The sequence below is a fragment of the Amycolatopsis sp. A133 genome (genome assembly GCF_031082405.1).
In the GTDB taxonomy this organism is placed as follows: Bacteria; Actinomycetota; Actinomycetes; order Mycobacteriales; family Pseudonocardiaceae; genus Amycolatopsis.
In genome coordinates this window covers 24,295-49,620 of sequence record NZ_JAVHJU010000056.1, presented here as the reverse complement: position 1 = coordinate 49,620, position 25,326 = coordinate 24,295, and the positions used below count along the sequence as shown (strand labels likewise).

Below are 25,326 nucleotides of genomic sequence, written 5' to 3'. Positions count from 1 at the left end.
CGGCGGGTGTTACTGCTTAACGCTTCCGGCGCTCAGCCCGGACTGCCAGAACCGTTGCATGAGCAGGAAAGCGACGACGAGGGGAATGATGGTGAGCAACGACCCGGTGAGGACCAGGTTGAAGATCGGCTGGGCGCCGGCGCCGTTGGCCTGGGCGCTCCACTGGTTGAGCCCGACGGTCAGCGGGTACCACTTCGGCTCGCTGAGCATGATCAGCGGCAGGAAGTAGTTGTTCCACGTCTGCACCATCGTGAACAGCGCGACCGTGATGATCCCGGGCACCAGCTGGCGCAGCGTCACGGTGAGGAAGATGCGGACCTCGCCCGCGCCGTCGATCCGCGCCGCTTCGAGCAGTTCGTCGGGAATGGCGTCGGCGGCGTAGACCCAGATCAGGTAGAGGCCGAACGGGCTGATCAGCGACGGGATGAGAACCGCCAGCGGCGTGTTGGTCAGCCCCATCTTGCTGAACATCAGGAACGTCGGCACGGCCAGCGCCGTCGGCGGCACGGCCACGGCCCCGAGGACGACGGCGAACACCGCGCGGCGGCCGGGGAAGCGGTACTTGGCCAGCCCGTAGCCCGCCGCCGTGGCGAGGACCGTCGCGCCGCCGGCCCCGACCACGACGTAGAGCAGGGTGTTCCCGAGCCAGCGGAAGAAGATCCCGCCGTTGTAGGTGAACGTCTGCCCGATGTTGTCGAAGAGGGCGAACGAGTCGCCGAAGGACAGTCCCGACGTCGAGAACAGGGCGGGCTGGGTCTTCGTCGCGTTGATGATCAGCCACACCAGGGGAACCAGGGTGTAGAGCAGGTAGAGCGCCATGAAGCCGGTGAGGACACGCGACTTGCGGGGTTTGGTCACCGAGAACCGGGTCATCGAAGACGTCGCCACGTCACATCTCCTTCCGGGAGCCGCGCAGCTGCACGACGTAGGCGATGACCGCGGTGATCACGCCCATCACGATCGCGACGGTGGCGGAGTAGTTGTACTGCTGCCCGTTGAAGGAAAGGTTGTAGGCGTACATGTTCGGCGTGTAGAAGGTGCCGATCACGTTGGGCACGAGGTTGCGCATGATGTTCGGCTCGTTGAACAGCTGGAAGCTGCCGATGATCGAGAAGATCGTGGCGACCACGATGGCACCCCGGATCGCCGGGAGCTTCACGGACACGATGGTGCGGAACGTGCCGGCGCCGTCGATCGAGGCCGCCTCGAACAGCTCCTTCGGGATCACCTTCAGCGCGGAGTAGAAGATGAGCATGTTGTAGCCCACGAACTCCCACGTGACGATGTTCCCGATCGACGTGAGCAGCCAGTTCGCCGACAGCGGCTGCACCTCGGTGCCCAGCAGGTGGTTCAGGTCCGCCGCGAGCCCGAAGTGGTCGCCGTAGATGAAGCCCCACATCAGCGCGGCGACCACGGCGGGGACCGCGTACGGCAGGAAGATCACGACCCGGAAGAAACCGGCGGCGTGCAGCCGGGCGCTGTCGATCGCCAGCGCCGCGATCAGCGCGAGCACCAGCATGATCGGCACCTGCACGGCGAGGAACACCAGGACGCGCCGGAAGGCTTCCCAGAACTTCGGGTCGCCGAACACCTGCACGTAGTTGTCGGCGCCGACGAACACCGTGCCGCCGAAGAAGGCCTGGTCGCGGAAGAGGCTGAGCACGAACGCGTACCCGACGGGCGCGATGAAGGTCAGCGCGAACACCAGCATGAACGGGGCGACGAAGAGCCAGCCCCGCCATTTCCGCCGCGGACGGCGGGCCGCGGGCGCCCGGCGGGCCGGCACCGGGGCGGGCGGAGCCGCTGTGGACGTCATCGTCTCTCCGAGTGGTCATGCGGCCGGGTGCTGGACCCGGCGTGATGTTTACGTCAACATGGACGGCCGCAGAGTAACTTGTTGACGTAAACATGTCCAGGACACCAAGGAGTGACCGTGCCGCGCCAGACAGCGACCTCGTCCGCATCCGGCCGCGCCGCCCGGCGGGGACCGTCGATGGCGGACGTGGCCCGCGAGGCGGGCGTCTCGGGCCAGACCGTGTCCCGGGTCGCCAACGGCAAGACGAACGTCGACGACGCCACGCGCGAACGCGTCCTCGCCGCGATGCGCCGGGTCGGCTACCGGCCGAACAGCGCGGCCCGCGCGCTGCGCAACGGCCGGTTCCGCAGCATCGGCGTGATCATCTCGGCGCTGCCGACGTTCGGCAACAGCCGCACCCTCGACGCCATCGCGGCGGCGGTCGTCCCGGAAGGGTTCTCGATCATCCTGATGCCGGTGGCCCGCCCGACGCAGGGCGAGGTGACGGGCGCGTTCAGCACGCTGAACGAGCAGGCCGTCGACGGCGTCATCATCCTCATCGAGCAGCACCAGCTCGACCAGAGCGAAATCGAACTGCCGCACGGGCTGCCGGTGGTGGTGATCGACTCCAGTGCCCGCTACGACTACCCCGTCGTCGACAACGACCAGGCCGACGGCGCGGCCCGGGCGACCGGCCACCTGCTTTCACTGGGGCACTCGACGGTTTGGCACATCGCGGGTCCGCCGCAGTCGTACTCGGCCGAGCGCCGCCGGAAGTCGTGGCAGGCCACTTTGGAGCGGGCGGGCCGCACGGTACCGCCGGTGCTGGCGGGCGACTGGTCACCGGAGTCCGGCTACCGGGCCGGCCTGCGGCTGGCGGCGGACCCGGCGGTGACAGCGGTGTTCGCGGCGAACGACCAGATGGCACTGGGCCTGCTGCGCGCGTTGCACGAGACGGGCCGCGCCGTGCCGGGCGAGGTGAGCGTGGTCGGGTTCGACGACATGGAGGAGTCGGCCCACTTCTGGCCCCCGCTGACGACGATCCGCCAGTCGTTCGAGGCGGTCGGCCGCCACGCGGTGGAGGCCCTGCTGGCCGAAATCGAAACGGGCACCGAAGCCGGCGAGCCGGTCCTCCTCCCGACGGAACTGGTGATCCGCTCCAGCACCGCCCCACCCGAAACCGCCCACCGGTAACGCGGAAAACGGGGGCGCCCCCGCGGCCCGGCCGAGAACCCGTGTCCGGAGGGGCATCACGCGTGTCCAGGAAGGAATCACGCGTGATCCGGAGGGCATCACGTGTGATTGAGCGGGCATCAGCGCGATGCCCCGCCAATCACGAGTGATGCCCCTCCGGATCACGCGTGATGCCCCTCCAGGCACGGGTGATGCCCCTCCAAGCACGGGTGATGCCCCTTCGATCACGCGAGTCGTTCGTTCGTGAGTGTCCGGCTGAGTACGAGAAGTTCGTTTCAGCGTCCGGACCCGGGGGAATTACCGGCCACCAAGCCGGGATCCCCGGTACCGCGAACGTCGCAGTGGTGTGGACCATTCGGCCCCACCCCACGGAAACGAGGCCGTCATGCTCGCCATTCTCGCCGCCGTGCTCTTCGGGCTCGCCCTGCTGATGGAGCTGGCCGGGTTCGGGCTCGGCCCGGTGATCACCACCGGGACGCTCACCACCGCCGGGCTGCTCTGCGTCGCCCTGCACCTGGCCGGCGTCGCCACCGACCGGTCGCGGTTCACCCGGCGGCGGCGTCGCTGACCTCCGCCGCGCGTCGCAACACCTGCGTGAACACCTCCGACGACTGGGCTCCTGCGACGCCGAACCGCTGATCGATCACGAAGAACGGCACCCCGGTCGCGCCGAGCGCGCGGGCCTGCTCGCCGTCCGCCGCCACTTCGGCTTCATACGCGTCGGACTCGAGCACGGCTCGCGCCTCCTCGGCGTCGAGCCCGGCTTCGGCGGCCAGCTCCACCAGCGAGCCGCGGTCGAACAGCGAGCGCCGTTCGGTGAAGTGCGCTCGGTAGAACCGGTCGACGACGGCGTCGGCCAGCCCGCGCTCGGCGGCGAAGTGGACGAGGCGGTGGCCGTCGACGGTGTTGCCCAGGTGGACGCCGTCGAGGTGGTACTCGAGGCCGTCGGCGGCGGCGCGCTCTTCCATCTGCGCTTCCATCGCGTCGGCTTCTTCCAGGGTCCGGCCGTACTTCTCGGCCAGCACCTCGCGCGTCGGGCGCGAAGACCCGCGCGGGAACGACGGATCGAGCTGGAACGAGTGGTGCACCACCTCGACGTCGGCGCCGAGTTCGGCCACCGCCCGCTCGAAGCGGCGTTTGCCGAGATAGCACCAGGGACAGACCAGATCGGACCAGATGTCTACGCGCACAAAATCCACGCTAACCGAAGAGGTCCCGCGCACTTCAAGGTAACCGGCGCCAACCTGCGGACTAGGGTGGCGCAGTGACCGTCTCGACCGACGACATCGTCCGGCACGCGGCACGGCTGCTGATGGCCGGCACCCGCCTCGACCTCGGCCGGATGGCGACCGACCTGGGGATCTCGCGCACGACCTTCTTCCGGCGCGTCGGCAACCGCGACGACCTGATGGGCGCCGGGCTGCGGATGCTGTCCGGCCGCACCTGGCAGCGCGCCCTCGACGGGTGGCGCGCCCGGCACGGCGACGCGGTCCGCACCCCGGACGGCCGGCTGCGCTGCCTGTGGGTCATGGAGGAGTACCGCCGCGAGGTCGCCGGCAGCGACGGCATGCGCAAGCTGATCGAAGCGGAGTCGGCGGTCGCCCTCCGCGTGCTGACCGACCCGCGCGGCGCGGTCCAGCCCGGGCTGGTCGACGCGCACGTGGAGCTGTTCCACGCCGACACCGAAACGGCCGGCTTGACGCCGCTGGTCGGGCTGCCGGACCTGGCGTTCGCGGTCGTCCGGCTTGGCGAGTCGTTCCTCTACTCCGACGTCCTGGCCGCCCGGTCGGTGGACCTGACCGTCGCGACGACGCTGATCGACACGCTCGTGCGCGGGGCACTGGAGCCGGTCCGGGTTCACTGAGCGACCGCACAGTTCGTCAGACCACTCCCCCATTCGGAGGATGTGGAACATTTCGCCAAGGTGTTTCATAGGCGACGGGAAAGCGGTTACCCCGCCCCCGCCCGCGGCACCCCCTTCCATTGCCGTGCACCAGATCCACGATCCGCCCGTCTGTGTCCGGGCGTGCTTTCGCCTGCCCGGGGAAAGAGAGCGATCCATGTCCGCACTCACCAGCCCGCCGACGTCGCCTGGCCCAGGTGGGAAAATTTCCCGCCGCCGTGGGTGGCGTGCCAAGACCGCCGGCGTAGTGCTGGCCGCACTGGCGCTGACCACCGGCGTCGCCGCACCGGCACCCGCCGCCGCGAACCCCTACGAGCGGGGCCCCGACCCCACCAACTCCAGCATCGAAGCCACGCGCGGCTCGTTCGCGACCAGCACCACCACGGTGTCGCGGCTGTCCGCCTCCGGCTTCGGCGGCGGCACCATCTACTACCCGACGACCACGACGGCCGGCACGTTCGGCGCCATCTCGATCGCGCCCGGCTTCACCGCGACCCAGTCGAGCATCGCCTGGCTGGGCCCGCGCCTGGCGTCGCAGGGCTTCGTGGTGTTCACCATCGACACCATCACCACCTCCGACCAGCCCGACAGCCGGGGCCGGCAGCTGCTGGCCTCGCTGGACTACCTGACGCAGCAGAGCTCGGTGCGCTCGCGCATCGACAGCAGCAGACTCGGCGTCGTCGGGCACTCCATGGGTGGCGGCGGCACCCTCGAAGCGGCGCGCTCCCGGCCGTCGCTGCAGGCCGCGATCCCGCTGACCGGCTGGAACCTGACGAAGAACTGGTCGACGCTGCGGGTGCCCACGCTCGTCGTCGGGGCGCAGTCGGACACCGTCGCCCCGGTGGCGTCGCACTCGATCCCGTTCTACACGAGCCTTCCGTCCACTCTGGACCGCGCGTACCTCGAACTGCGCGGGGCCAGCCACTTCGCCCCGAACACGTCGAACACGACGATCGCGAAGTACACGCTGTCCTGGCTCAAGCGCTTCATCGACAACGACACCCGCTACGAACAGTTCCTCTGCCCGATCCCCAGCACCAGCCTGTCCATTTCGGACTACCGCGGCAACTGCCCGCACAACGGCTAGGCCGACCGGCCGGGCACGCCCAGGGTGACGACCACCTTGCCCTTGGCGTGCCCGGCTTCGGAGTAGGCGAACGCGGCACGCAGGTCGTCGAACGGGTAGGTCCGGTCGACGACCGGCGTGACCGCACCACGCTCGGCCCAGCGAGCCAGCTCACCGAGGACCGCCGCCTTGTCCCGGCAGGCCACGGCGTCCGCGAGCACCACCCGCCGCCGCGCCAACGGCCCGCCGGCCGCGGCGAGGAAGACGTGCCCGGCGGGCTGCACCCAGCGCCCGGCCGGACCCCCGACGGCGACGAAGGTGCCGTCACGCTCCAAAACCCGGCGGCAAGCGAACACCGAGCGGCGGCCGGCGACGTCCAGCACGACGTCGTAGCGGCGGCCGCTGCGCGTGAAGTCGTCCGCCCGGTAGTCGAAGACCTCCCCGGCGCCGAGCGAACGGGCGAGATCGGCGTTCGCGGCGCTGCACACGGCGTCGACGTGGGCGCCGAGCGCCTTGGCCAGCTGGACGGCGAAGGTGCCGACACCGCCGGAAGCCCCGTTGACCAGCACCCGCCGGCCGGCCTCGACACCCCGCAGCGCGAGCAGCGCGGTGACGGCCGCCATCGGCATCGCCGCCGCCTGGTCGTGGGACAGGTTCGCGGGCATCGGCGCGAGCAGGTCTTCGGGCACGCAGACGTACTCGGCGTGGGCGCCCCGCGGCAGGAGCGCGTAGACGTCGTCGCCGGGTGCGAACCGGGTCCCGGCGGTCACGACGCGGCCGGCCAGGTCACAGCCGAGGACGCCGGCCGGCGGACGGCGCAGGCCGAAGCCGCCGGTCATCAGGCGGGCCACGTACGGCTCGCCTCTGAGGAAGTGCCAGTCGTACGGGTTGACCGACGTGGCGTGCACCCGGACCAGCACCTCGCCTTCGGCGGGCACGGGATCGGGCACGTCTTCGAAGGTCAGGCTGTCCGGAGGACCGTACGCACGCTGCATGAACGCCTTCACGACATCTCCCTTACGTTGTAAGTCTTACGTCGTAAGGTAGCTTCGCAACGTATCCGTGGTCAAGGGGGCCTTACGTTGTACGATCTGAGCCGTGACCGCCGAAGCCCGCGCCCCGCTGAGCCGGGAGCGCGTGCTGCGGGCGGCCGTCGAACTCGCCGACGAGCACGGCCTGCGCGCGGTGACGATGCGACGGCTCGCCGAAGAGCTCGGCGCCGAGGCGATGTCGCTCTACTACCACGTGGCCAAGAAGGAAGACGTGCTCGACGGGATCGTCGAGGTCGTGGCCGAGGAGGTCAACGCCGCGGCGGCCCGCGCGGACCGCGGCCCGGACTGGAAGCAGACGGCCCGCCGGCGCATCCTCGCGGCGCGGCAGGTGTTCCTCCGCCACCGCTGGGCGCCGGAGCTGTTCGGCACGCGTTCGTCGACGAGCACGGCGGTGCTGAAGTACTACGACGGCCTGGTCGCCCTGATGCGCGAGGGCGGGTTTTCCCACGACCGGATCCACCACGCGCTGCACGCACTGGGCAGCCGCGCGCTGGGGTTCAGCCAGGAGCTGTTCGACCCGAACGCGGGCGCGTCGGCGGAGGTACCGGCGGAACTGGCCGGCCGGCTGCCGAACCTGGTGGCGATGCTGGGCGAAATCGCCCACGACGACCCGGAGTCGACGCTGGGCTGGTGCGACGACCAGGCGGAGTTCGAGTTCGGCTTGGACCTGATCCTCGACGGCCTGGACCGGCTGCGAGAGTCCGGGGACTGAGACGCCCTGCTCCCCGGGGGCAGAATCGGGAGCGTGTCACGACCACTGCGGAAGCTCGGCTTCCTGACCATCGGCCTGTTCGACGCGGCCGACCCGCGCCGGGGGCACGAGGCGACGCTGGAGATCATCGAACTGGGCGAACGGCTCGGGTTCGACAGCGCCTGGGTGCGGCACCGGCACCTGCAGTACGGCATCTCCTCGCCGGTCGCGGTGCTCGCCGCCGCGTCGCAGCGGACCACGCGGATCGAGCTCGGGACCGCCGTCATCCCGCTGGGCTGGGAGAACCCGCTGCGGCTGGCCGAAGACCTCGCCACCGTCGACCTGCTCTCCGGCGGGCGGCTCAACCCCGGGATCAGCGTCGGGCCGCCGATGCGCTGGGACGAGGTCAAGCACGCCCTCTACCCCGGCACGGCGGACGTCGAAGACTTCTCCTACGACCGCGTGCGACGGCTGCTGGGCTTCGTGCGCGGCGAGCCGGCGACGGAGTTCAGCGGCACCGCCGGTTTCGAGGTGTTCTCCGACCGGGTGCAGCCGCAGTCGCCGGGCCTCGGCGACCGCCTCTGGTACGGCGGTGCGAGCCTGCGCTCGGCCGAGTGGGCCGGCGAGCACCGGATGAACTTCCTGACCAGCAGCGTGGTCAAGGCCGAAGGCGAGAGCACCGACTTCGCCGAGATCCAGCTCTCGCACATCCGGACGTTCCGCGAGCACCACCCCGCCGGACGCATCTCGCAGGGCCTGGTCGTCATCCCGACCGACAGCGCGACGCCGGAACAGCGGGCGAAATACGAGGAATACGCCGCAAAACGGCTTCCCCGCACCGCAGAGCCCCAGGGCCCCGCGCGCATGCTGTTCTCCCCCGACTTCGTCGGCACGTCCGCCGAAATCGCCGAGCGGCTGCACGGACACGCCGCGTTCCGCGAGGTCGACGAGGTGGCTTTCGCCCTGCCGTTCACCTTCGAACACGAAGATTACGTGCAGATCCTCACCGACATCGCGGAACGGCTCGGCCCGGCACTCGGCCGGCTAACCTGACTTACTTGTTGGTGCCCGGCGTGAGCACCTTGTCGATCACGAAGACGGTGGCGTTCTTGGTGGGGATGTTGCCGCACAGGATCTTCGCGCCGTTGATCGTCATGTTGTCGCCCGAGCCCTCGATCTTCACCGGCCCGCCGGCGGTGTTCAGGGTGTCGACCGAGCCCGCGGTGGCGAGCCCCTTGCCGTCGTAGCGCTTGCCGACGACGTGGTACTGCAGGATCGGCGACAGCTCGGCGGGCTTGCCGGCCAGCTCGTTGAACTTCGCGTCGCCCAGCGCGGCGAACGCGGGGTCGGCCGGCGCGAAGACCGTGATGGCCTCCTGGCTGTTGAGCGTGTCGACCAGGTTCGTGGCCTTGACCGCCGCCACCAGCTTGGTCAGCAGCGGGTTCGTCGACGCGGCCGAGGCGACCGGCTGCGGCCCCATCGAGTCCAGCGACCCCGGCGCGGAGCCCTGCGGCAGCTGCGAACAGGCCGGGCCGAACACGTCGGCGTTGGTGGTCATGCCGTCGGCGGCACCGGAAGCCATGCTGGACGACGGCGCGGCCATCGACGACGACGGTGCCATCGAGCTGCTGGAACTGCCCGACGAAGCGGTGTCGCTACCGCTGCACGCGGTCAGCGAAAGGGCGGCAACGGCGGTGACGCCGATGCCGGCGACACGGAGCTTGGTCACAAAAATCACTCCCATAAGCGGCTGAATAATTGCTTCTTGCCCTGGATTCGGAACTACCGGAAAACCGGATTGCCCCCATTCGGGTGATCCGGGTCACCGGCACTGTGAAGGCGATGCGCGATTGTGTTGATCGATGCCTTCTTGGCCTACAATTCGCAGCCGAACACGTTTAAACGAGGGAAATGCGAGTGACCGCCGGTGTCGTCGGGCCGGCCGAGCCGCCCGCGGGCTCGACGGTGATGCCGATCCGGTCCACGTCCGGTGGGAGCTGGGCCACGAGCATCCGCTGCGACGCCTCCGACGTCATGAGCCCGGCCGAGTGCGCGCCGCCCTTGCCGATCAGCCACACCTGGTAGACGTGGCCGGCGTCGAGCGCGGGCAGGTCCGACGCGAGCAGCACGGCCTGGTTCCGGCTGCGCGAGACGACAAGAGTCGCGTGCCCCTCGCCGACACCCTGGATCGCGGCGGCGTCCGGCGCGGACAACACCGAGTCGACGGGCGCGGGTGCGGTGGACTGCAAGCCGACCGCCACCGCCACCACGGCCGCCGCAGCGGCGCCGAAGAGCGCGAAGCGCACCTGCCACGTCTTGGCCCGGCTCAAGCGCCGGACCACCGGCACCCTCGGCGGCAGCTGCCGGGTGCGGGCCACGCCGGCGAGGACCACGAGCTTCAGCTCCGGGGGCGGGTCCACCGCGGCGGCCACGGCCAGCCGCGCGCCGGTCGACTGCAGTTCGGCCACCTCCTGGCGGCAGGCGGCGCACTCCCCGAGGTGGCGTTCGAACTCCGAACGCTCCGCACCGGACACCGCGTCCAGTGCGTACGCCCCGGTCAGCATGTGCAGCTCGGCGGTCATCGGTCCACCCCCAGGCAGTCGCGCAGCCGGATCAGGCCGTCGCGGATGCGGGTCTTCACGGTGCCCGGCGCGACCTTCAGGACCTCCGCGACCTCGGGGTAGGTGTAGCCGTTGTAGTAGGCCAGCACGATCGACTCGCGTTGCAGGTCGGTCAGCGCGGCCAGGCACTGCCGCACCCGCTGCTGCTCCAGACCGGCCAAAGTGGACTCGGTGACCTCGTCGAACGGCCGCCGCACGTCCATCAGGCCGGCCCGCTCCTCCCGGTCGACGCCGGCCTGGTGCGAGCGCACGCGGTCCACGGCCCGGCGGTGCGCGATGGTCAGCACCCACGACAGCGCGCTGCCGCGCCCCGGCTCGTACCTCGTGGCCTTGCGCCACACCTCCACCAGCACTTCCTGCGCCACCTCCTCGGCCTGGGCGTGGCTGCGCAGCACGCGCGTCGCCAGGCCGAGCACCGGGCCGGCGACGAGGTCGTAGAGCGACGCGAACGCCGTCTCGTCCCCCGCCGCGACCCGCCCGAGCAGCTCTTCGGCGCTCGGCACGGGTGCCGGCGCCTCGTCCGGTTGCAGCCGCAACCGCCCACGCTCACCCATGCCCGGCACCCTCCACGTCATTCCGCTTCCCACGAAGGGTTCGCGGCCGGACGGCGGCTCGGACTGGTGCGGGGTGACCCATCCCACCCGGAAGGCGCAACTGCGGTGCCCGGACCCATCCGGCGGTGACGCGGCTCCGAAGGGTCAGTCACGAACGCTCACGATCAGTGAGGAAGCTGCCCTTTCGGCCACGCGGAAGGTGACCTCGGCCACTTCTTGATCACCCTCGCGTGTGAAAGTTTTTCGGATCGCTGGGCGTTGAACTGACTATGGGTTATCCCTGGAACCAGACGAAGTTAACCGACCAGTAGCAAAGGGGCCACCATGGCCGACCCGAACACCGTGACCAGCGCCAGCATCAACTTCGCCCTGCGCACCTTCGGGGCCGGGCCGCGACCGGTGCCGGCCGAGCTGGAGTACGACACCCTTGACCCGTACGCGGTCGCCGTGGTGCTGCACGCCGGCCCGAGCGCCGTCCGGTGGCTCTTCGGCCGCGACCTGCTCGCCGACGGCCTGCTCGGCCGCTGCGGCGACGGCGACGTGCGCATCGGCCCGGCCGGCGACCCCGCGCTGATCGTCGTGGAGCTGAGCTCCCCCGACGGCGCCGCCGTGCTCGAAGCGCCCGCGAAGGAGATCGCGGCCTTCCTCGACCGGACCTACGACGTCATCCCGGCCGGCAGCGAGACCGACTGGTTCGACTTCGACGAGGAACTGGCGAAGCTCTCCTACCAGGACTGAGTACCGTCGCCGGGTGAGCTTCTTCCTGGCCAAGGTCCTCGCCGCTCTCGACGAGGGCGGTGCTCGCCCCCTGTTCGTCCAGGACGGCGTCACCACCTACCACCAGGCCCGCGACCGGCTGCGCCGCCTGCACGGCGGCCTCGGCGGCCTCGGCGGCACTGAAGCCACCGTCGCCGTCGACCTCCGCAACCGGCCCGAGACGGTGCTCGTCCAGCTCGCGGCCCTCCTGCGCGGCGCGACCGCGCTGCTGGTCCCGGCCTCGGCGCCGACGCGGGACCGGCTCGCCGCGGCGAGCGGCGCCACCGTCGTCACCGACCGCCCGCACGACTGGCCCGCCGGCGACGTCCGCACCCTGGACGACCTCGACGGCGCTCCCGAGCCGCTGAACCCGCCGGACACGGTCCGCCTGCTCTTCCCCACCGGCGGCACCACCGGCACCCCGAAGCTCATCCGCCACAGCGGCATCTACGACGGCATGGCGGCCATCTTCACGCCGTCGCCGGACGGCCCAGGCCGCACGCTGCTCGTCGCGCCGATGACCCACATGACCGGCAACGCCACCGTGCTCGGCGCCCTGCTGCGGCTCGACACCGTGGTGGTGCACGACGGCTTCGACGCAGCAGCCGTCCTTGAAGCGATCCAGACGCACCGGATCGACACGCTGTCGCTGACGCCGCCGCGGCTGGCCGCGGTCCTGGACCACCCGAAGCGCCCGGAAACCGACCTCACCAGCGTGCGGTCGCTCTCCCTCGGTGCCGCGCCGCTGCCGCCGCACCGGCTCGCCCAGGCCCTCGACGTCTTCGGCCCGGTCGTCGGCCAGGGCTACGGCCTCACCGAAGCCCCGATGATCGCGAGCGTCTCCGCCGCCGAGCTGATCGACCGGCCGGAGCGGCTGGGCTCGGTCGGCCGGATCGTGCCGGGGATGGAGGCGCGCATCACCGACGGCGAGGTGGAGGTCCGCGGGCTGTCCATGATGGACGGTTACCTCGGCGGCCCGGACGTCGGCGCGGGCTGGCTGCGCACCGGTGACCTCGGCCGCTTCGACGACGAGGGCTACCTCTACCTGCTCGACCGCGCCGACGACGTCGTCGTGGTCGGCGAGCACGGCACGAAGGTGCCCACGACCGTCGTCGAACACGCTCTGGAGACCCACCCGGCGGTCCGGAGCGCGGCCGTCTTCGGCCTCGCCACCGGCGAAGGCCGGCAGCTGCACGCCGTCGTGGTCGCGGCCGGTGCGGTGACCGGAGACGACCTGAAAGCCCACGCCCGGGCCGCCTTCGGCCAGGAGCACTACGTCCCGGCGGCCGTGGACTTCGTCGACGCGCTGCCGCTCACCGACGTGGGCAAGGTGGACAAACGCGCCCTCGTTCAGCTCGTGACGGCCCCGTAGGACGACGACCGCACGAGCTTCGCGTACTTGCCGAGCACGCCTTCCGGGAACTTGTTCGGCAGCGGCTCCCAGCCTTCGCGGCGCCGGGCCAGCTCGGCGGCGTCGACCAGCAGGTCGATGCTGCGCGCCTTGATGTCGACGGCGATCCGGTCGCCGGTGCGGACGAAGGCGATCGGCCCGCCGTCGACCGCCTCCGGCGCGACGTGGCCGATGCACAGGCCGGTGGTGCCGCCGGAGAACCGCCCGTCGGTCAGCAGCAGCACGTCCTTGCCCAGCCCGGCGCCCTTGATCGCCGCGGTGATCGCGAGCATCTCGCGCATGCCCGGCCCGCCCTTGGGGCCTTCGTACCGGATGATCACGACGTCCCCGGCCTGGATCCGGCCCTCGTTCAGCGCCGCCATCGCCTCCTGCTCGCGCTCGAACACGCGCGCCGGGCCCTCGAAGCCGGCGGTGTCGAAGCCGGCGGACTTCACGACCGCGCCGTCGGGCGCGAGCGAGCCGCGCAGGATGGTGATGCCGCCGGTCGGGTGCAGCGGGTTGTCCAGCCGGCGCAGGACCTCGCCGTCGATCGGGTCCGGGTCGAGCTCGGCGAGGTTCTCGGCCACCGTGCGGCCGGTGACGGTCAGCGCGTCGCCGTGGAGCAGGCCCTCGTCCAGCAGCGCCTTCATCAGCACCGGGATGCCGCCGTGGCGGTCGATGTCGTTCATGACGTACTTGCCGAACGGCTTCAGGTCGCCCAGGTGCGGGACGCGGTCGCCCACCTGGTTGAAGTCGTCCAGGGTCAGCTCGACCTTTGCTTCGTGCGCGATGGCCAGCAGGTGCAGCACCGCGTTGGTCGAACCGCCGAGGGCCATGACGACGGTGATGGCGTTCTCGAACGCCTCGCGCGTCAAGATGTCGCGCGCGGTGATGCCGCGTTCGAGCAGGCCGACCACGGCCTCGCCGGAAAGGTGGGCGTAGTGGTCGCGGCGGCGGTCCGCGGATGGCGGCGCGGCCGACCCCGGCATGCTCATCCCCATCGCTTCGGCCGCCGACGCCATCGTGTTCGCGGTGTACATCCCGCCGCAGGCGCCCTCACCGGGGCAGATGGCGCGTTCGATGCGGTCTAGGTCGTCGGTCCCGAGCCGCCCCGCCCGGCACGCGCCGACCGCCTCGAAGGCGTCGATGAGCGTGACGTCCTTCTCGGAGCCGTCGGTGAGCTTCACCCAGCCGGGGGCGATCGTGCCCGCGTAGAGGAACACCGACGCCAGGTCGAGGCGCGCGGCGGCCATCAGCATGCCCGGCAGCGACTTGTCGCAGCCGGCCAGCAGGATCGAGCCGTCGAGCCGCTCGGCCTGCATCACCGTCTCGACCGAGTCGGCGATGACCTCGCGGGAGACCAGCGAGAAGTGCATGCCGTCGTGGCCCATGGAGATGCCGTCGGACACCGAGATGGTGCCGAACTGCAGCGGGTAGCCGCCGCCCGCGTGCACGCCCTCCTTGGCCGCCTGGGCCAGCCGGTCCAGCGACAGGTTGCACGGCGTGATCTCGTTCCACGAGCTGGCGACGCCGATGATCGGCTTGCGCCAGTCGCCGTCCCCCATCCCGACGGCGCGCAGCATGCCTCTGGCGGGCGCGGCCTCGATCCCGTCGGTCACCGTGCGGCTGCGGGGCTTCGGGTCGATCGTCATCGCGGGCCTCCGATACGACGTTCGGGCGCTGGTCATGTTACCAACGGACGCGCGGTCCGCTGGGTGGAACGAAGTCCTACCGCGCCCGCGCGAGCGGGCGAAAACATCGGCAGCATGATTGCCACAGTCGTGTGGGGCACGGGCAACGTCGGCCGGGCCGCCATCCGGGCCGTCGACGCCCACCCGGCGCTGAAGCTGACCGCGGTGCTCGTCCACGACAGAGCGAAGGTCGGCAAGGACGCCGGCGAGCTGGCCGGAGCCGGTGCGCTGGGTGTCGCCGCGACGGACGACATCGACGCCGTCCTGGCCACGAGTCCGCGCGCCATCGTCTACGCCGCTTCGGGCGACGTCCGGTTCGACGACGCGCTCGCCGACATCGTGCGCGCGGTCCGGGCGGGCGCGGTCGTCGTGACGCCGGCGCTCTACCCCCTCTACGACCAGCGGAACGCACCCCCGGAGCTGCGGGATCCCGTGCTCGCCGCGATCGCCGACGGCGGTGGCTCGCTGTTCGTCTCCGGCGTCGACCCCGGCTGGGGCAACGACGTGCTGCCGCTGCTGATCAGCGGGCTCGGCACGGACGTCGACGTCGTCCGCTGCCAGGAGATCTTCGACTACTCGACCTACGAGCAGCCCGACTCCGTCCGGTACCTGGTCGGGATGGGCCAGCCGATGGACTACGACCCGCCGATGCTGATGACCGGTGTGCCGTCGATGGTGTGGGGCGGGCAGGTCCGGCTGATCGCGCGCGGCCTCGGCGTCGAGGTGACCGAGCTGCGCGAGACCCTGGATCGGCGGCCCCTGGACAAAACCGTCACCACGCGGACCATGGGCGAGTTCGAAAAGGGCACGCAGGGCGCGGTGCGGTTCGAGGTGCAGGGCATCGTCGACGGCGAACCGCGGATCGTCATCGAGCACGTCACCCGCATCCACCCGGCGTGCGCGCCCGACTGGCCGGCACCGCCCAGCGGCGACGGCGCGCACCGCGTGATCATCGAAGGCCGGCCGCGCATCGAAGTCACCGTCGAGGCCACCGACGAAGGCGAAAACCGGTCGGCGGGCGGGAACGCCACCGCCGTCGGCCGCCTGGTCGGCGCCATCGACTGGCTGGCCGCGGCGGAACCCGGCCTCTACGACGCACTCGACGTCCCGCTGCGCCCGGCAGCCGGCAAGCTCGGAAGGAGGCGTCCGTGAACATCGACATCCCCGCGGGCAAGGACCCGATCGGGTACGTCTGGGGCGAGATGGTGCCCGGCATCGGGATCGCCGCGTCGAAGTTCTCACTCGCGGTGTACGAGCACACGACGCTGGGCCTGCGGGAGTTCGAGGCCGCGCGGCTGCGGATCGCGCAGATCAACGGCTGCGTCTTCTGCCTCGACTGGCGCACCGAACGCGACGGGCAGAAGGTCGAAGAGGAGTTCGCCGACGCGGTCCTCGAGTGGCGCACCACCGACCGCTTCGACGACCGGACGCGGCTCGCGGCGGAGTACGCCGAGCGGTACGCGACCGACCACCACCACCTCGACGACGAGTTCTGGAAGCGGATGGCCGAGCACTACACGCAGCAGGAGGTCGTCGAGCTGAGCATGAGCCTCGGCGCGTGGCTCGCGTTCGGGCGGCTGAACCACGTCCTCGGCCTCGACACCGCCTGCGTCCTCCCGTCCCACCGGTCGTGAGTGGTAAAGCGGGTTCTAACCCGCTTTACCACTCACGACCGGGTGCGGCAGGGGTCAGAAGTCCGTTGCGATGATCTTCTCGATGTTCCGTTCGGCCAGGGCCGTGATGGTGACGAACGGGTTGACGCTGGTGTTGCCCGGGATCAGCGAACCGTCGATCGCGTACAGGCCCGGGTAACCGGCGAGCCTGCCGTAGTTGTCGGTCGCCTTGCCGAGCACCGCGCCGCCGAGCGGGTGGTAGGTGAGGTGGTCACCCCAGATCTTGTACACGCCGAAGAGGTCGGTGCGGTAGATCGTGCCCTCCGTCGCGTTGATCTTGTCGAAGATGGTCTTCGCCATGTCGATTGACGGCTGCTTCCACGCCGTCTGCCAGTTCAGCTCGGCCGCCCGCGTGGCCGGGTTCCAGGTGAACTGCGCGCGGTTCGGGTTCTTGGTGATCGACAGGTAGAACGACGCCCACGTCTCGATCCCGGTCGGCAGCGGCGCCACTTCGGCGAACGCGCCGCCCGCGTTCCAGTTGTCGATGCCACCGCACGGGATGGACGACTGGAGCGCCCCGGTCGGGTCCCAGATGTGGTTGGCGCGCCCGCACATCACGTTCCCGTTGTCGCCCCAGCCTTTGCCGACCTCGCCGTTCAGGTTCGGCAGCGCCCCGGTCGCCTTGAGCTTCACCAGCAGCTTGCTCGTCCCGACGCTGCCCGCGGCGAAGAACACCTTGCCCGCCGTGACGGTCTTGATCGTGGACACCGCGCCCGCGGTGGTGAGCTGCTCGATCGTCACCGTGTAGCCGCCGCCCGAGGCGGGCACGACCTGCGTCACGCGGTGCAGGGGCGAGATGGTGACCCGGCCGGTCGCGGCGATCCGCGGGAGGTAGGTCTTCTGCAGGGATTTCTTGCCGTAGTTGTTGCCGTACAGGATTTCCCCGGCCAGCGCCGACTTCGGCACCGTGCCCGCGGCTTCCTTCTCCATGTAGTCCCAGTCGTAGACGTCCGGGACGAACACGAACGGGAACCCGGACCGCTGGGCCTGTTTGCGGCCCACGCGGGCGTACTGGTAGCAGTCGGTGGTGTCGAACCAGGCCGGGCGCACGGTGGCGACGCCGAGCCCGGCGTTGGCGCGCGGGTAGTAGACGTTGTACATCTCGTCCGCGTTCACCGTCGGCAGGATCGCGCCGAAGTTCTCCCGCTTCGGCGTGACGGCCATGCCGCCGTTGACGAGCGAGCCGCCGCCGACCCCGCGGCCCTGGTACACGGTGATCCCGCTGAACTCCTCGGCGTCGAGGATGCCCGTGTAGCGCGGGATGTCCTTGTCGATCGGGAACCCGAGGAAGTTGGACAGCGGCTGCTTCGTCCTGGTGCGCAACCAGAACGAGCGCTGGTCGGGCGTGGTCGTGTTGGCGAAGATCTTGCCGTCGGAGCCCGGGGTGTCCCAGGCCATGCCCATTTCGACCATGTGCACGTCGACGCCGGCCTCGGCGAGCCGCAGGGCGGCGACCGAGCCGCCGTAGCCGGACCCGATCACCAGCGCGGACACGCGGGCACCGTCGGGAACGGCGGCCGCGGCCGCCGGCTGTGGCGGTGCGGCCGCGGCCCGGCCGGCCAGCGCGGCGCCCGCCAATATAGAACCGGTTCCAGCGATGAAGAGGCGCCGGGAAACGGAGCCGGAAGTTGTTCTCCACACGGGTTCGTCACTCATGTGTTGTTCCTCACCGTTGAGGTATTTTAGAACAAGTTATAGTCGGGTGCTGCAGACAAGTCGACATATACCCACGAGTAACCTGCCGGGGTGGTGGGGGCGTGCCGCTGAATGGGCCATGATGGACGACTGTGGAGTCCACCCGAGTGGACCGCTGGCTCTGGGCGGTCCGGCTGATGAAGACCCGCCCGGACGCCGCGGCGGCCTGCCGCGGCGGCCACGTGCGCGTCAACGACAAGCCGGCGAAGCCGGCGACGACCGTCGTACCGGGCGACGAAGTGCGCCTGCGCATCGGCGGGACAACCCGGATCTTCGACGTGGTCCGCGTGATCCAGAAGCGCGTGGGCGCACCGGACGCCGTGACGTGTTACGTGGACCGGACACCGAAGCCGCCCCCGGAAACGGCGATCCCGGTCGCCCGCCGCGACCGCGGCGCGGGCCGGCCGACCAAAAGGGAGCGTCGCGTGCTCGACGCGTTCCGGACCGGGCAGGAGCCCTAGGAACGGGCCTTCAGGCCGTCCAGCACCACCGACAGCAGGTGCCGCGTCCGCGCCTCCCGCTCGGCGCCGAAGTCGTTGCGCCAGAGGAACCCGACCAGCTGCAGGACGTCCTCGGCGTCGACGTCTTCGCGCAGCGTGCCCGCCGCCTGGCCCGCGTCCAGCAGCAGCGTGATGGCGTCGCACACCGGTTGGTAGTACTCCCCGGACAGGTCGGCGCGCGTGGCCGCCTCGACGGCTTGGGCCACTCCGTGCTTGATGCGGCCGTACGCCGCCAGGCGCTCGAACCACTGCCGGAGCGCCTCCGCCGGCCCGTGTTCGCCGAGCAGCACCGGGGCCGCGTCGACGAGCTCGTCGAGGTCGTGGCGGTACACCGCGATCAGCAGCGCTTCCCGGCTGGGGAAGTGCCGGTAGAGCGTGCCCTGCCCCACCCCGGCCGCCTTCGCGATCGACTGCAGTGAGGCGGCGCTGGACGCCTTGAGCGCCGTCCGCGCCACCTCCAGGATCCGCTCGCGGTTCTGCTCGGCGTCGGCTCGCATCGGCGTCACTCCGTCACCCTAGCCAACCGGACAGCTGTCCGCTACCGTCGAAACGGACAGATGTCCACTTAACTCGAGGAGAATCATGATCAAGAACAAGGTCGTCGTGATCACCGGAGCGAGCAGCGGGATCGGGGCGGCGACCGCGGAACTGCTGGCCGAACGCGGCGCGAAGGTCGTACTGGGCGCCCGGCGCAAGGACCGGCTGGACGCGCTCGCGCAGCGGCTGGGCGCGATCAGCCTGCCGACGGACGTCCGGCGCGCCGGAGACGTCGCCGCGCTGGTCCGGGTGGCCCGGGAGACGCACGGCAGGCTCGACGTCCTCGTCGGCAACGCGGGCGTCGGGCCGATCTCGCCGCTCGACTCCCTGCGCGTCGACGACTGGGACGCGATGATCGACGTCAACGTCAAGGGCGTGCTGCACGGCATCGCGGCGGCCCTGCCGGTGTTCCGCGAGCAGGGCTCCGGCCAGTTCGTGCACACGGCGTCGACGGCGGCGTACCGCACGGTGCCGACGATGGCGGTGTACGCGGCCACGAAGACGGCCGTCCGCACGATCTCCGAAGGCCTGCGCCAGGAGGCGGGCCCGAACCTGCGCGTCTCGCTCGTGTCCCCGGGGTTCATCGCGACCGACTTCATCGACGGGATCCCGGAGCAGGAGGTCCGAGCCCAGCTCGGCGAGACCCGCGACGCCGTCGCCATCCCCCCGGAGGCGATCGCCCGCGCCATCGCGTTCGCCATCGAGCAGCCCGCGGACGTCGACGTCAACGAGATCGTCGTCCGGCCCACCGCGCAGGCCTAGGTCAATTCCCCTGTGGACCAAGGGATCGCCGTCCGTTCGGCGGCCGGCCCGGACATACCCGGGAATCCGCGCGGAGCGGGTGGGGCGGGGCGGAAAACGGGTAGTTCCCGGCCCGGAGGTGCCATGGCGAGGACCAGCACGACCCCGGACCTGCTGCTGGCCGCGGCGCGGCCGCTGGTGGTGCGCTACTGCCGCGCCCGCCTCGGCCCGGACTCGGCGGACGACGTCGCCCAGGACGTCTACGTGGCGCTGCTCAAGGCCCTCCCGCGGCGGCGGCCGGAGCGGCCGTTCCCGGACTTCGTGTGGGACATCGCCCGCCACCAGGTCGCCGCGGCACGCAAGGCCGCCGCCCGGCAGCAGGACGAGCCGGTGGCCGAGCTGCCCGACGAGGCCGACTCCTCACCGGGTCCCGAGCCCCAGGCGCTGCGGCGCGAGCTTGGTGAGCGGATGGCGAACCTGCTGCGGGTGCTGCCGCGCAAGCAGCGGGAGATCGTGGTGCTGCGGGTGGTGGTCGGCCTGTCGGCGGAGGAGACGGCGGCGGCCGTGGGTTCCACGCCGGGAGCGGTTCGCGTGGCCCAGCACCGGGCGCTCGGCCAGCTGCGCAAGGTCGTGACGAGCCCCTGACGGCACCTCGCGCAGCTACGCTGGCCACGTGAGCGACAGCGAGAATTTCGAAGGGCGCGACGTCGGGTCCGGAGTCTCGGTCATCCGCGAAAGCACGGACATCGCCGGCTCCGGGCCGCGGCTGCACCGGCACCCCTACACCGAGACGTTCGTCATCATCCGCGGGCGGGCGCGGTTCACCGTCGGCGACGAGCAGCGCGACGGCGGCGCCGGGGACGTGCTCGTCGTCCCGGCCGGCACGCCGCACAAGTTCGCCGTCCTCGGCCCCGGCGTCTACGAGGCCGTGCACATCCACGAGAGCGACCACTTCATCACCGAATGGCTGGAGTGACCTTCAGAGGCCGCCGTCACCGATCATGCCGCGCAGCTTGGTCAGCGCGCGGAACTGGGTGATGCGGACGTTGCCGGCGGAGATGCCCAGCGCCTCCGCCGTCTCGTTCGCCGACAGGCCGGCGACGATCCGCAGGGACAGGATGTCCTGGTGCAGCGGCGGCAGCGACGCCATCAGCCGGCCCAGCCGGGCACCGAGGTCCAGCTCGAGGACGTGGTTCTCCGGCTCGTTGCCGCCCAGGGGCCGGTCCGGCAGCTCCGGCACCGGCTTCGACCGGTCCCTGGCCACCGAGCGGAACGCGTCGGCGACCTTGTTCGCCGCGATCGCGCGCACGAGGTACAGGAACGAGCCGCCGCGGTCCTGGTAGTTCGGCAGCACCTTCAGCACCGCCAGGCACACCTCCTGGGCGACGTCGTCGGCCGAGAGGTAGGACAGGTCGCGGCCGCCGATCCGCGCCCGGCAGTAACGCACGACCGTCGGCTTGATCAGCCGCAGCAGCGCCTGGACCGCGTCCGGGTCGCCGCCGCGCGCCGCCGCCACCATCGGGTCGAGCCGCTCCTTCGCCAGAGCGCCCTCCGGCCTCGGCGAATCCTCCAGCACGGTGTAACCGTCGACGGCCGCCGCCACCACCGGCGCCGCCTGGGAAATCCTGGTCTCCACGGGCCCTCCTCTGTCCGCCGCCGGGCCTCATCCGTCCACAACGGACATTTTGCTGCCTGGACGGTCCCGGTCCGACATACGGAGTAATCGAGGCGCTGACCAGCAACGTTGCAGGGTGCTGGTGGTTGTCCAGATATTGTCCGTTAACCATTCACGGCTCGGCCGGAACGGCCGCCGGACCTCGGCGGGACACGGGACAAATAGTGGACAGATCACGCCCAGCGGATTCCGTAAGCGAAGCCGGGAGCGAGATTCCGGAACCGGACGTGCACCTCGCCCGCGTCGTCGGCCGCCAGCACGGTGCCGGTTCGCGCCCAGTCGCCCGCGCCGCGCGGGAAAACCTTTTCCACCCGCAGGATCCGCTTCGGCACCCGATCACCGAACCGGACGTGCAGATCAAAAAGATCGCAGGGGTGCCGCGGCACGCACACGTAACGCGGTTCTCGCAGGTTCGCCCGGAAACGGAGGCCGACCTCGTGCCGCACGCCGCGCCGCAGCGGCTCCGGCAGCCGCAACGCCAGCCCGATCCGGTCACTCGATTCCCGCACCCGGCCGTCGAGCACACCGCCGTGGAACACGTCGACGCCGAGATCGGGCTCGCGCACCGAATCGCCGGATTCGCCGGGGACCGGCAGGGTCAACGCGAGGTCGAGCACGGCGATTTCGTCGGCGTCGGCGATCACCCGCCGGAATTCGAACGCCTCCGGCACCGGCTGGTCGACGGCCAGCGTGACGCGCAGTTCTTCGGTGTGCCAGCTGCGGCTCGGATAGCGCCGGGACGCCGGCTCGGCCGCCGCGACGGCCAGTGCGGCGACCTGCTCGATCCCCTCGTCGATCCGCCGCCGGACCGTCCGGTCGTCGCGGTCGAGGGTGATCGCCGCCCAGTGCACCCGTTCCTGGTAGAACGGTTTCCGCGCGCGGTCGTCGAGCGCGAATGCGGCGAGCAGGGCGATCTTCAGATCGTCCGGCAACGACTCGACCAGCGGCCGCAATCGATCGGACAGCTTGCGCCGCATCTCCACGGTTCCGTCATCTTCCACAATGCCGCAAGCCGAGCGCAATGCGGGGCCGACGCGGGCCGCGAGCGGTGTGGTGAAAATTGCCCTCCCTTTGCGCAGGGCCTTGAGTTCGCCGACCACGTCCGCCGCACTGGGGCTCACCGTTTCCCCTCCCCTTCCTCGCACGGGAGTCAATGTTCGCCAGCACCCCCGCCCATGTCCAGTCGATCACGGTCCGGCAAACGGATCGTTATCCCGCGGTTTCCGTTTCGCCGCGAGCGGAAACGCCGAAACTCCTTGGCGTTGTGTTAACAACAGCCGCATTGCGCCACGACGATTTCCCGGCGGAAAGCCACGCGACCCGGCTGTCGAACGCGTCGAACGGACGAACGCGGGTTCGCCCTTTCCGGCCCGGCCGGCACCCCACTCCGCCGGGTGAACGTCACCCCGCCGCCGTCCCGGCACCGGTTGGCGGAGGCGGCGCGCGGGTACTTGTTGATCATGAGCCCCAGGATGTGGCGCCTGCTGATCTCGGGGTCGCTGCGGCTGTTCCTGATCAGCGCCGTACCGGCCGCCGCGCACCTGTCCGTGCTCGCCGGCGTGGCCGCGACGGCGATCGCGTTCCTCGTGCCGGCGCCGCGGAGCCGGCACGAGGACACCGGCGGTTCCGGCTGACGGCGTCCCCTACGCCCCCTGCCACCGGCGGAGCTTCTCCAGGTTCCGCACCGCCCAGATCCGCCGGACCGACTCGCCCGCCACCTCGAACGCCATGACGGCCACGACGGCGCCGTCCCGCCACGCGGCGAGGCCCGGCCGCCCGTTGACCGTGGTCTCCACGAGCGCCAGCGCCGGGATCCGGCCGGCGAGGTCCACGGCGTAGCGCGCGACCCGCTCGCGTCCCTCGACCGGGCGGCGCACCGCACTGGCCAGCCCACCACCGTCCGCGACGACGGTGGCCTCCGGGTCGAGCAGCCCGACCAGCCGTTCGACGTCCCGCGCCGCCCAGGCCAGCTTGAAGGCCCGGACGACGCCGGCGCTGCCCCGGGCGGGCACCGGCGCACGGGCCGCGCGGACGCGCCGCCGCGCCGAAGCGGCCAGCTGGCGGCACGCGGCCGGCGTCCGGCCGAGGACCGTCGCCACCTCGGCGAACGGGTAGCCGAAGACGTCGTGCAGGACGAAGGCCACGCGCTCGGCCGGCGTCATCGACTCCAGCACAACGAGGAAGGCCATGGTGACGGACTCGTCCAGCGTGACGTGGTCGGCCGGATCGGCGAGCGACCCGGCCTGTCCCGGCAGCGGCTCGGGGAGCCACTCGCCGACGTACCGCTCCCGCCGCACCCGCGCCGAGCCGAGCTGGTCGAGACAGATGCGGCTCGCCACGGTCGTCAGCCAGGCACCGGGCGATTCGATCGAGTCCCGCTGCGGTCCGGTCAGGGCGTACCACCGGCCGTACGCCTCCTGGACGACGTCTTCGGCGTCGCTCAAGGAGCCCAGCAGCCGGTAGGCGAGGCCGAGCAGCTGCCGCCGCTCGCACAAGGGATCAGTCACCCCATTCCGACGACCCCGGACGCCGATCTGTGACACCGGCAAATTGATCACCCGGCGGCCCGTGACGTCACTTTCCCTACGAAAGTGACGTCTGGAGCCCTCGAGACGCCACTTTCCCTACGAAAGTGACGCCTCCGGGTTCCTCAGCGACGTGGTTCCCTGCGCCGGCGCGGCGTCGTCGTCATCCACGGCGCCGCACGCACCGGCCCCGCAGCACCACGGCCGCCGGGTCGGCGAGCTGACCGGGGTCTTCCCGCGGATCCCGGTCGTAGACCACCGCGTCCGCGGGCGCACCCGGTTCCAGACCGCCCAGGCCGAGGTATTCGCGCGCGCTCCACGACGCCGCCGCCAGGGCTTCGTGCGGCCGGACCCCCGCGGCCACCAGCGCCCGGATCTCCGCGACGATTCCGCCGTGCGGCAGGGAATCCGTCCCCGCCAGCACCCGCACCCCGGCTTCCGCCGCGGCCGCCGTCAGCGAGGCGTGGTTCCCCGCCCCGCGGAGGTACCACCTCCGCGCCGGGCTGTCCGGTTCTTCTTCCCGCCGCCGCAAGCCGGCCGTGATCACCGACAGCGTCGGGGTCAACGCCGTGCCCTGGGCGGCCATCCGCGCCAGGAGACCCGGGTCGAGGCACATGCCGTGCTCGAGGGAGTCGACGCCCGCCGCCACCGCGGCCGCGCCGCCCTCGGGGTGCTGGCTGTGCACCGCGACCCGGCCGCCGGCCGCGTGCACCTCGCGCACGACGGCCCGCAACACGTCCACCGGCACCGCGGAATCGCCGACCCGCCAGTCCGCGATGATCTTCGCCCAGCCGGTCCGCGCGGCCTGCGCGGCCGCCAGCCCGGGCAGTTCGCGGTGCTCGGCGCGACGGCCCCAGCCGTCGAAGAACTGGCCGTGCTGCGCCAGCCAGGGACCCGCGTGCCGGGCCCGCGGCACGTCGGGGTCCTCGCCGAACCACGGCGGCGGCTCGCCCGGCAGCCCGGGTGACCGGATCAGCGTGACCCCGGCGTCGACGTGCTGGTGCAGCTGCTCCCGGAGCAGCTCTTCGTCCATCGGCTGCCCGGGTTCGGCCGCACCGGGGTGGGTGTGCGCGTCGACCAGGCCGGGGACCAGCCAGCCCTCGCCCACCAGGGTCGCGCCGGGCACCGGGTCGGTCGTCCAGCGGTCCCCGTCGGCGTAGAGGTCGAGGTGCTCGGCGCCGCGCAGCGCGTACCCCCGGATGCGCGTGATCACCCCGCCGACCGTAGCCGCGTACGCCGCCCGGCGTAGGCGCAAGTGCCGTACCAC

At 71.2% G+C, this 25,326-nt stretch carries 29 protein-coding genes; 15 read left to right on the top strand and 14 right to left on the bottom strand.

Going from position 1 to position 25,326, the window contains the following annotated elements:
* Positions 1-9: 9 nt before the first annotated feature.
* The gene (locus Q5425_RS32470; RefSeq protein ID WP_308676182.1) at positions 10-873 is read right to left on the bottom strand and encodes a carbohydrate ABC transporter permease; all 864 of its coding nucleotides are present in this window, start codon (positions 871-873) and stop codon (positions 10-12) included.
* A 16-nt stretch (positions 874-889) separates the two neighbouring features.
* Positions 890-1,816, bottom strand: a complete 927-nt coding sequence (locus tag Q5425_RS32465) for a sugar ABC transporter permease (protein WP_308676163.1) — start codon at positions 1,814-1,816, stop codon at positions 890-892.
* A gap of 177 nt (positions 1,817-1,993) precedes the next feature.
* On the opposite strand from Q5425_RS32465, the gene Q5425_RS32460 reads away from it, so the two are divergent.
* Positions 1,994-2,989 carry a LacI family DNA-binding transcriptional regulator gene (locus Q5425_RS32460; protein WP_396135288.1) on the top strand — a complete coding sequence of 332 codons (996 nt, stop codon included), beginning with the start codon at positions 1,994-1,996 and terminating at the stop codon, positions 2,987-2,989.
* Between the two features lie 385 nt (positions 2,990-3,374).
* Positions 3,375-3,557: a hypothetical protein gene (locus Q5425_RS32455; RefSeq protein WP_308676161.1), complete on the top strand. Its 183-nt coding sequence runs from the start codon at positions 3,375-3,377 to the stop codon at positions 3,555-3,557.
* Here Q5425_RS32455 and Q5425_RS32450 read toward each other — a convergent pair.
* Positions 3,535-4,167, bottom strand: a complete 633-nt coding sequence (locus tag Q5425_RS32450) for a DsbA family oxidoreductase (RefSeq protein WP_308676181.1) — start codon at positions 4,165-4,167, stop codon at positions 3,535-3,537. The two genes, Q5425_RS32455 and Q5425_RS32450, sit on opposite strands and share 23 nt — an antisense overlap.
* Before the next feature lie 86 nt (positions 4,168-4,253).
* Here Q5425_RS32450 and Q5425_RS32445 point away from each other — a divergent pair, with 86 nt between their 5' ends.
* Both Q5425_RS32445 and Q5425_RS32440 read left to right on the top strand, forming a co-directional pair.
* A complete protein-coding gene (locus tag Q5425_RS32445) occupies positions 4,254-4,853 on the top strand; it encodes a QsdR family transcriptional regulator (RefSeq protein ID WP_308676160.1) in 600 nt (199 codons plus the stop codon).
* 196 nt (positions 4,854-5,049) lie between these two features.
* Entirely contained in the window at positions 5,050-5,979 is a 930-nt protein-coding gene (locus tag Q5425_RS32440; protein ID WP_308676159.1) for an alpha/beta hydrolase, read from the top strand.
* Here the strand turns inward: Q5425_RS32440 and Q5425_RS32435 are convergent.
* Entirely contained in the window at positions 5,976-6,965 is a 990-nt protein-coding gene (locus Q5425_RS32435) for an NAD(P)-dependent alcohol dehydrogenase (protein ID WP_308676158.1), read from the bottom strand. The two genes, Q5425_RS32440 and Q5425_RS32435, sit on opposite strands and share 4 nt — an antisense overlap.
* Before the next feature lie 91 nt (positions 6,966-7,056).
* On the opposite strand from Q5425_RS32435, the gene Q5425_RS32430 reads away from it, so the two are divergent.
* On the top strand, positions 7,057-7,722 hold the full coding sequence (locus tag Q5425_RS32430) for a TetR/AcrR family transcriptional regulator C-terminal domain-containing protein (protein WP_308676157.1): 666 nt from the start codon (positions 7,057-7,059) through the stop codon (positions 7,720-7,722).
* Between the two features lie 33 nt (positions 7,723-7,755).
* Positions 7,756-8,754 (top strand): LLM class flavin-dependent oxidoreductase, encoded by a 999-nt coding sequence (locus Q5425_RS32425; RefSeq protein ID WP_308676156.1) that lies wholly within the window; start codon positions 7,756-7,758, stop codon positions 8,752-8,754.
* A gap of 1 nt (position 8,755) precedes the next feature.
* Here Q5425_RS32425 and Q5425_RS32420 read toward each other — a convergent pair whose 3' ends face one another.
* From Q5425_RS32420 to sigK, 3 genes are all read right to left on the bottom strand, one after another.
* Positions 8,756-9,430 carry a fasciclin domain-containing protein gene (locus Q5425_RS32420; RefSeq protein WP_308676155.1) on the bottom strand — a complete coding sequence of 225 codons (675 nt, stop codon included), beginning with the start codon at positions 9,428-9,430 and terminating at the stop codon, positions 8,756-8,758.
* Between the two features lie 169 nt (positions 9,431-9,599).
* Entirely contained in the window at positions 9,600-10,283 is a 684-nt protein-coding gene (locus Q5425_RS32415) for an anti-sigma factor (protein WP_308676154.1), read from the bottom strand.
* Positions 10,280-10,876 (bottom strand): ECF RNA polymerase sigma factor SigK, encoded by a 597-nt coding sequence (sigK, locus tag Q5425_RS32410; RefSeq protein WP_308676153.1) that lies wholly within the window; start codon positions 10,874-10,876, stop codon positions 10,280-10,282. Before sigK ends, Q5425_RS32415 begins: the two co-directional genes overlap by 4 nt.
* A 324-nt stretch (positions 10,877-11,200) precedes the next feature.
* On the opposite strand from sigK, the gene Q5425_RS32405 reads away from it, so the two are divergent.
* Positions 11,201-11,614 (top strand): SsgA family sporulation/cell division regulator, encoded by a 414-nt coding sequence (locus Q5425_RS32405; protein ID WP_308676152.1) that lies wholly within the window; start codon positions 11,201-11,203, stop codon positions 11,612-11,614.
* A gap of 13 nt (positions 11,615-11,627) precedes the next feature.
* Positions 11,628-13,004 (top strand): fatty acid--CoA ligase family protein, encoded by a 1,377-nt coding sequence (locus Q5425_RS32400; RefSeq protein WP_308676151.1) that lies wholly within the window; start codon positions 11,628-11,630, stop codon positions 13,002-13,004.
* Here Q5425_RS32400 and ilvD read toward each other — a convergent pair.
* Positions 12,983-14,674 (bottom strand): dihydroxy-acid dehydratase, encoded by a 1,692-nt coding sequence (ilvD, locus tag Q5425_RS32395; RefSeq protein ID WP_308676150.1) that lies wholly within the window; start codon positions 14,672-14,674, stop codon positions 12,983-12,985. The genes Q5425_RS32400 and ilvD overlap by 22 nt on opposite strands.
* Before the next feature lie 114 nt (positions 14,675-14,788).
* Here ilvD and Q5425_RS32390 point away from each other — a divergent pair, with 114 nt between their 5' ends.
* Entirely contained in the window at positions 14,789-15,865 is a 1,077-nt protein-coding gene (locus tag Q5425_RS32390) for a dihydrodipicolinate reductase (protein ID WP_308676149.1), read from the top strand.
* The gene (locus Q5425_RS32385; protein ID WP_308676148.1) at positions 15,862-16,347 is read left to right on the top strand and encodes a carboxymuconolactone decarboxylase family protein; all 486 of its coding nucleotides are present in this window, start codon (positions 15,862-15,864) and stop codon (positions 16,345-16,347) included. The genes Q5425_RS32390 and Q5425_RS32385 overlap by 4 nt, the downstream gene beginning before the upstream one ends.
* A 54-nt stretch (positions 16,348-16,401) precedes the next feature.
* On the opposite strand, the gene Q5425_RS32380 is transcribed toward Q5425_RS32385, so the two are convergent.
* Positions 16,402-17,964, bottom strand: coding sequence for a GMC oxidoreductase (locus tag Q5425_RS32380; protein ID WP_308676147.1), 1,563 nt, complete (start codon positions 17,962-17,964; stop codon positions 16,402-16,404).
* Between the two features lie 209 nt (positions 17,965-18,173).
* On the opposite strand from Q5425_RS32380, the gene Q5425_RS32375 reads away from it, so the two are divergent.
* Positions 18,174-18,542 carry an RNA-binding S4 domain-containing protein gene (locus tag Q5425_RS32375; RefSeq protein ID WP_308676146.1) on the top strand — a complete coding sequence of 123 codons (369 nt, stop codon included), beginning with the start codon at positions 18,174-18,176 and terminating at the stop codon, positions 18,540-18,542.
* Here the strand turns inward: Q5425_RS32375 and Q5425_RS32370 are convergent.
* The gene (locus Q5425_RS32370) at positions 18,539-19,078 is read right to left on the bottom strand and encodes a TetR/AcrR family transcriptional regulator (protein WP_308676180.1); all 540 of its coding nucleotides are present in this window, start codon (positions 19,076-19,078) and stop codon (positions 18,539-18,541) included. The two genes, Q5425_RS32375 and Q5425_RS32370, sit on opposite strands and share 4 nt — an antisense overlap.
* 85 nt (positions 19,079-19,163) lie before the next feature.
* On the opposite strand from Q5425_RS32370, the gene Q5425_RS32365 reads away from it, so the two are divergent.
* The 3 genes from Q5425_RS32365 (at position 19,164) to Q5425_RS32355 (ending at position 20,835) form a co-directional block, all read left to right on the top strand.
* Positions 19,164-19,880, top strand: coding sequence for an SDR family oxidoreductase (locus Q5425_RS32365; RefSeq protein ID WP_308676145.1), 717 nt, complete (start codon positions 19,164-19,166; stop codon positions 19,878-19,880).
* A 123-nt stretch (positions 19,881-20,003) separates the two neighbouring features.
* Positions 20,004-20,504 (top strand): sigma-70 family RNA polymerase sigma factor, encoded by a 501-nt coding sequence (locus tag Q5425_RS32360; RefSeq protein WP_308676144.1) that lies wholly within the window; start codon positions 20,004-20,006, stop codon positions 20,502-20,504.
* Positions 20,505-20,532: 28 nt separating this feature from the next.
* Positions 20,533-20,835, top strand: coding sequence for a cupin domain-containing protein (locus tag Q5425_RS32355; protein ID WP_308676143.1), 303 nt, complete (start codon positions 20,533-20,535; stop codon positions 20,833-20,835).
* A gap of 3 nt (positions 20,836-20,838) precedes the next feature.
* Here the strand turns inward: Q5425_RS32355 and shbA are convergent, their stop codons facing one another.
* A complete protein-coding gene (gene shbA / locus Q5425_RS32350) occupies positions 20,839-21,495 on the bottom strand; it encodes an RNA polymerase sigma factor ShbA (RefSeq protein ID WP_308676142.1) in 657 nt (218 codons plus the stop codon).
* A gap of 212 nt (positions 21,496-21,707) precedes the next feature.
* Entirely contained in the window at positions 21,708-22,655 is a 948-nt protein-coding gene (locus Q5425_RS32345) for a hypothetical protein (RefSeq protein WP_308676141.1), read from the bottom strand.
* 339 nt (positions 22,656-22,994) lie between these two features.
* Between Q5425_RS32345 and Q5425_RS32340 the strand changes: the two genes are divergently transcribed.
* Positions 22,995-23,168: a hypothetical protein gene (locus tag Q5425_RS32340; RefSeq protein WP_308676140.1), complete on the top strand. Its 174-nt coding sequence runs from the start codon at positions 22,995-22,997 to the stop codon at positions 23,166-23,168.
* 9 nt (positions 23,169-23,177) lie between these two features.
* On the opposite strand, the gene sigJ is transcribed toward Q5425_RS32340, so the two are convergent.
* Both sigJ and Q5425_RS32330 read right to left on the bottom strand, forming a co-directional pair.
* Positions 23,178-24,041, bottom strand: coding sequence for an RNA polymerase sigma factor SigJ (gene sigJ / locus Q5425_RS32335; protein ID WP_308676139.1), 864 nt, complete (start codon positions 24,039-24,041; stop codon positions 23,178-23,180).
* A 181-nt stretch (positions 24,042-24,222) separates the two neighbouring features.
* Positions 24,223-25,272, bottom strand: coding sequence for an amidohydrolase family protein (locus Q5425_RS32330; RefSeq protein WP_308676138.1), 1,050 nt, complete (start codon positions 25,270-25,272; stop codon positions 24,223-24,225).
* Positions 25,273-25,326 lie beyond the last annotated feature (54 nt).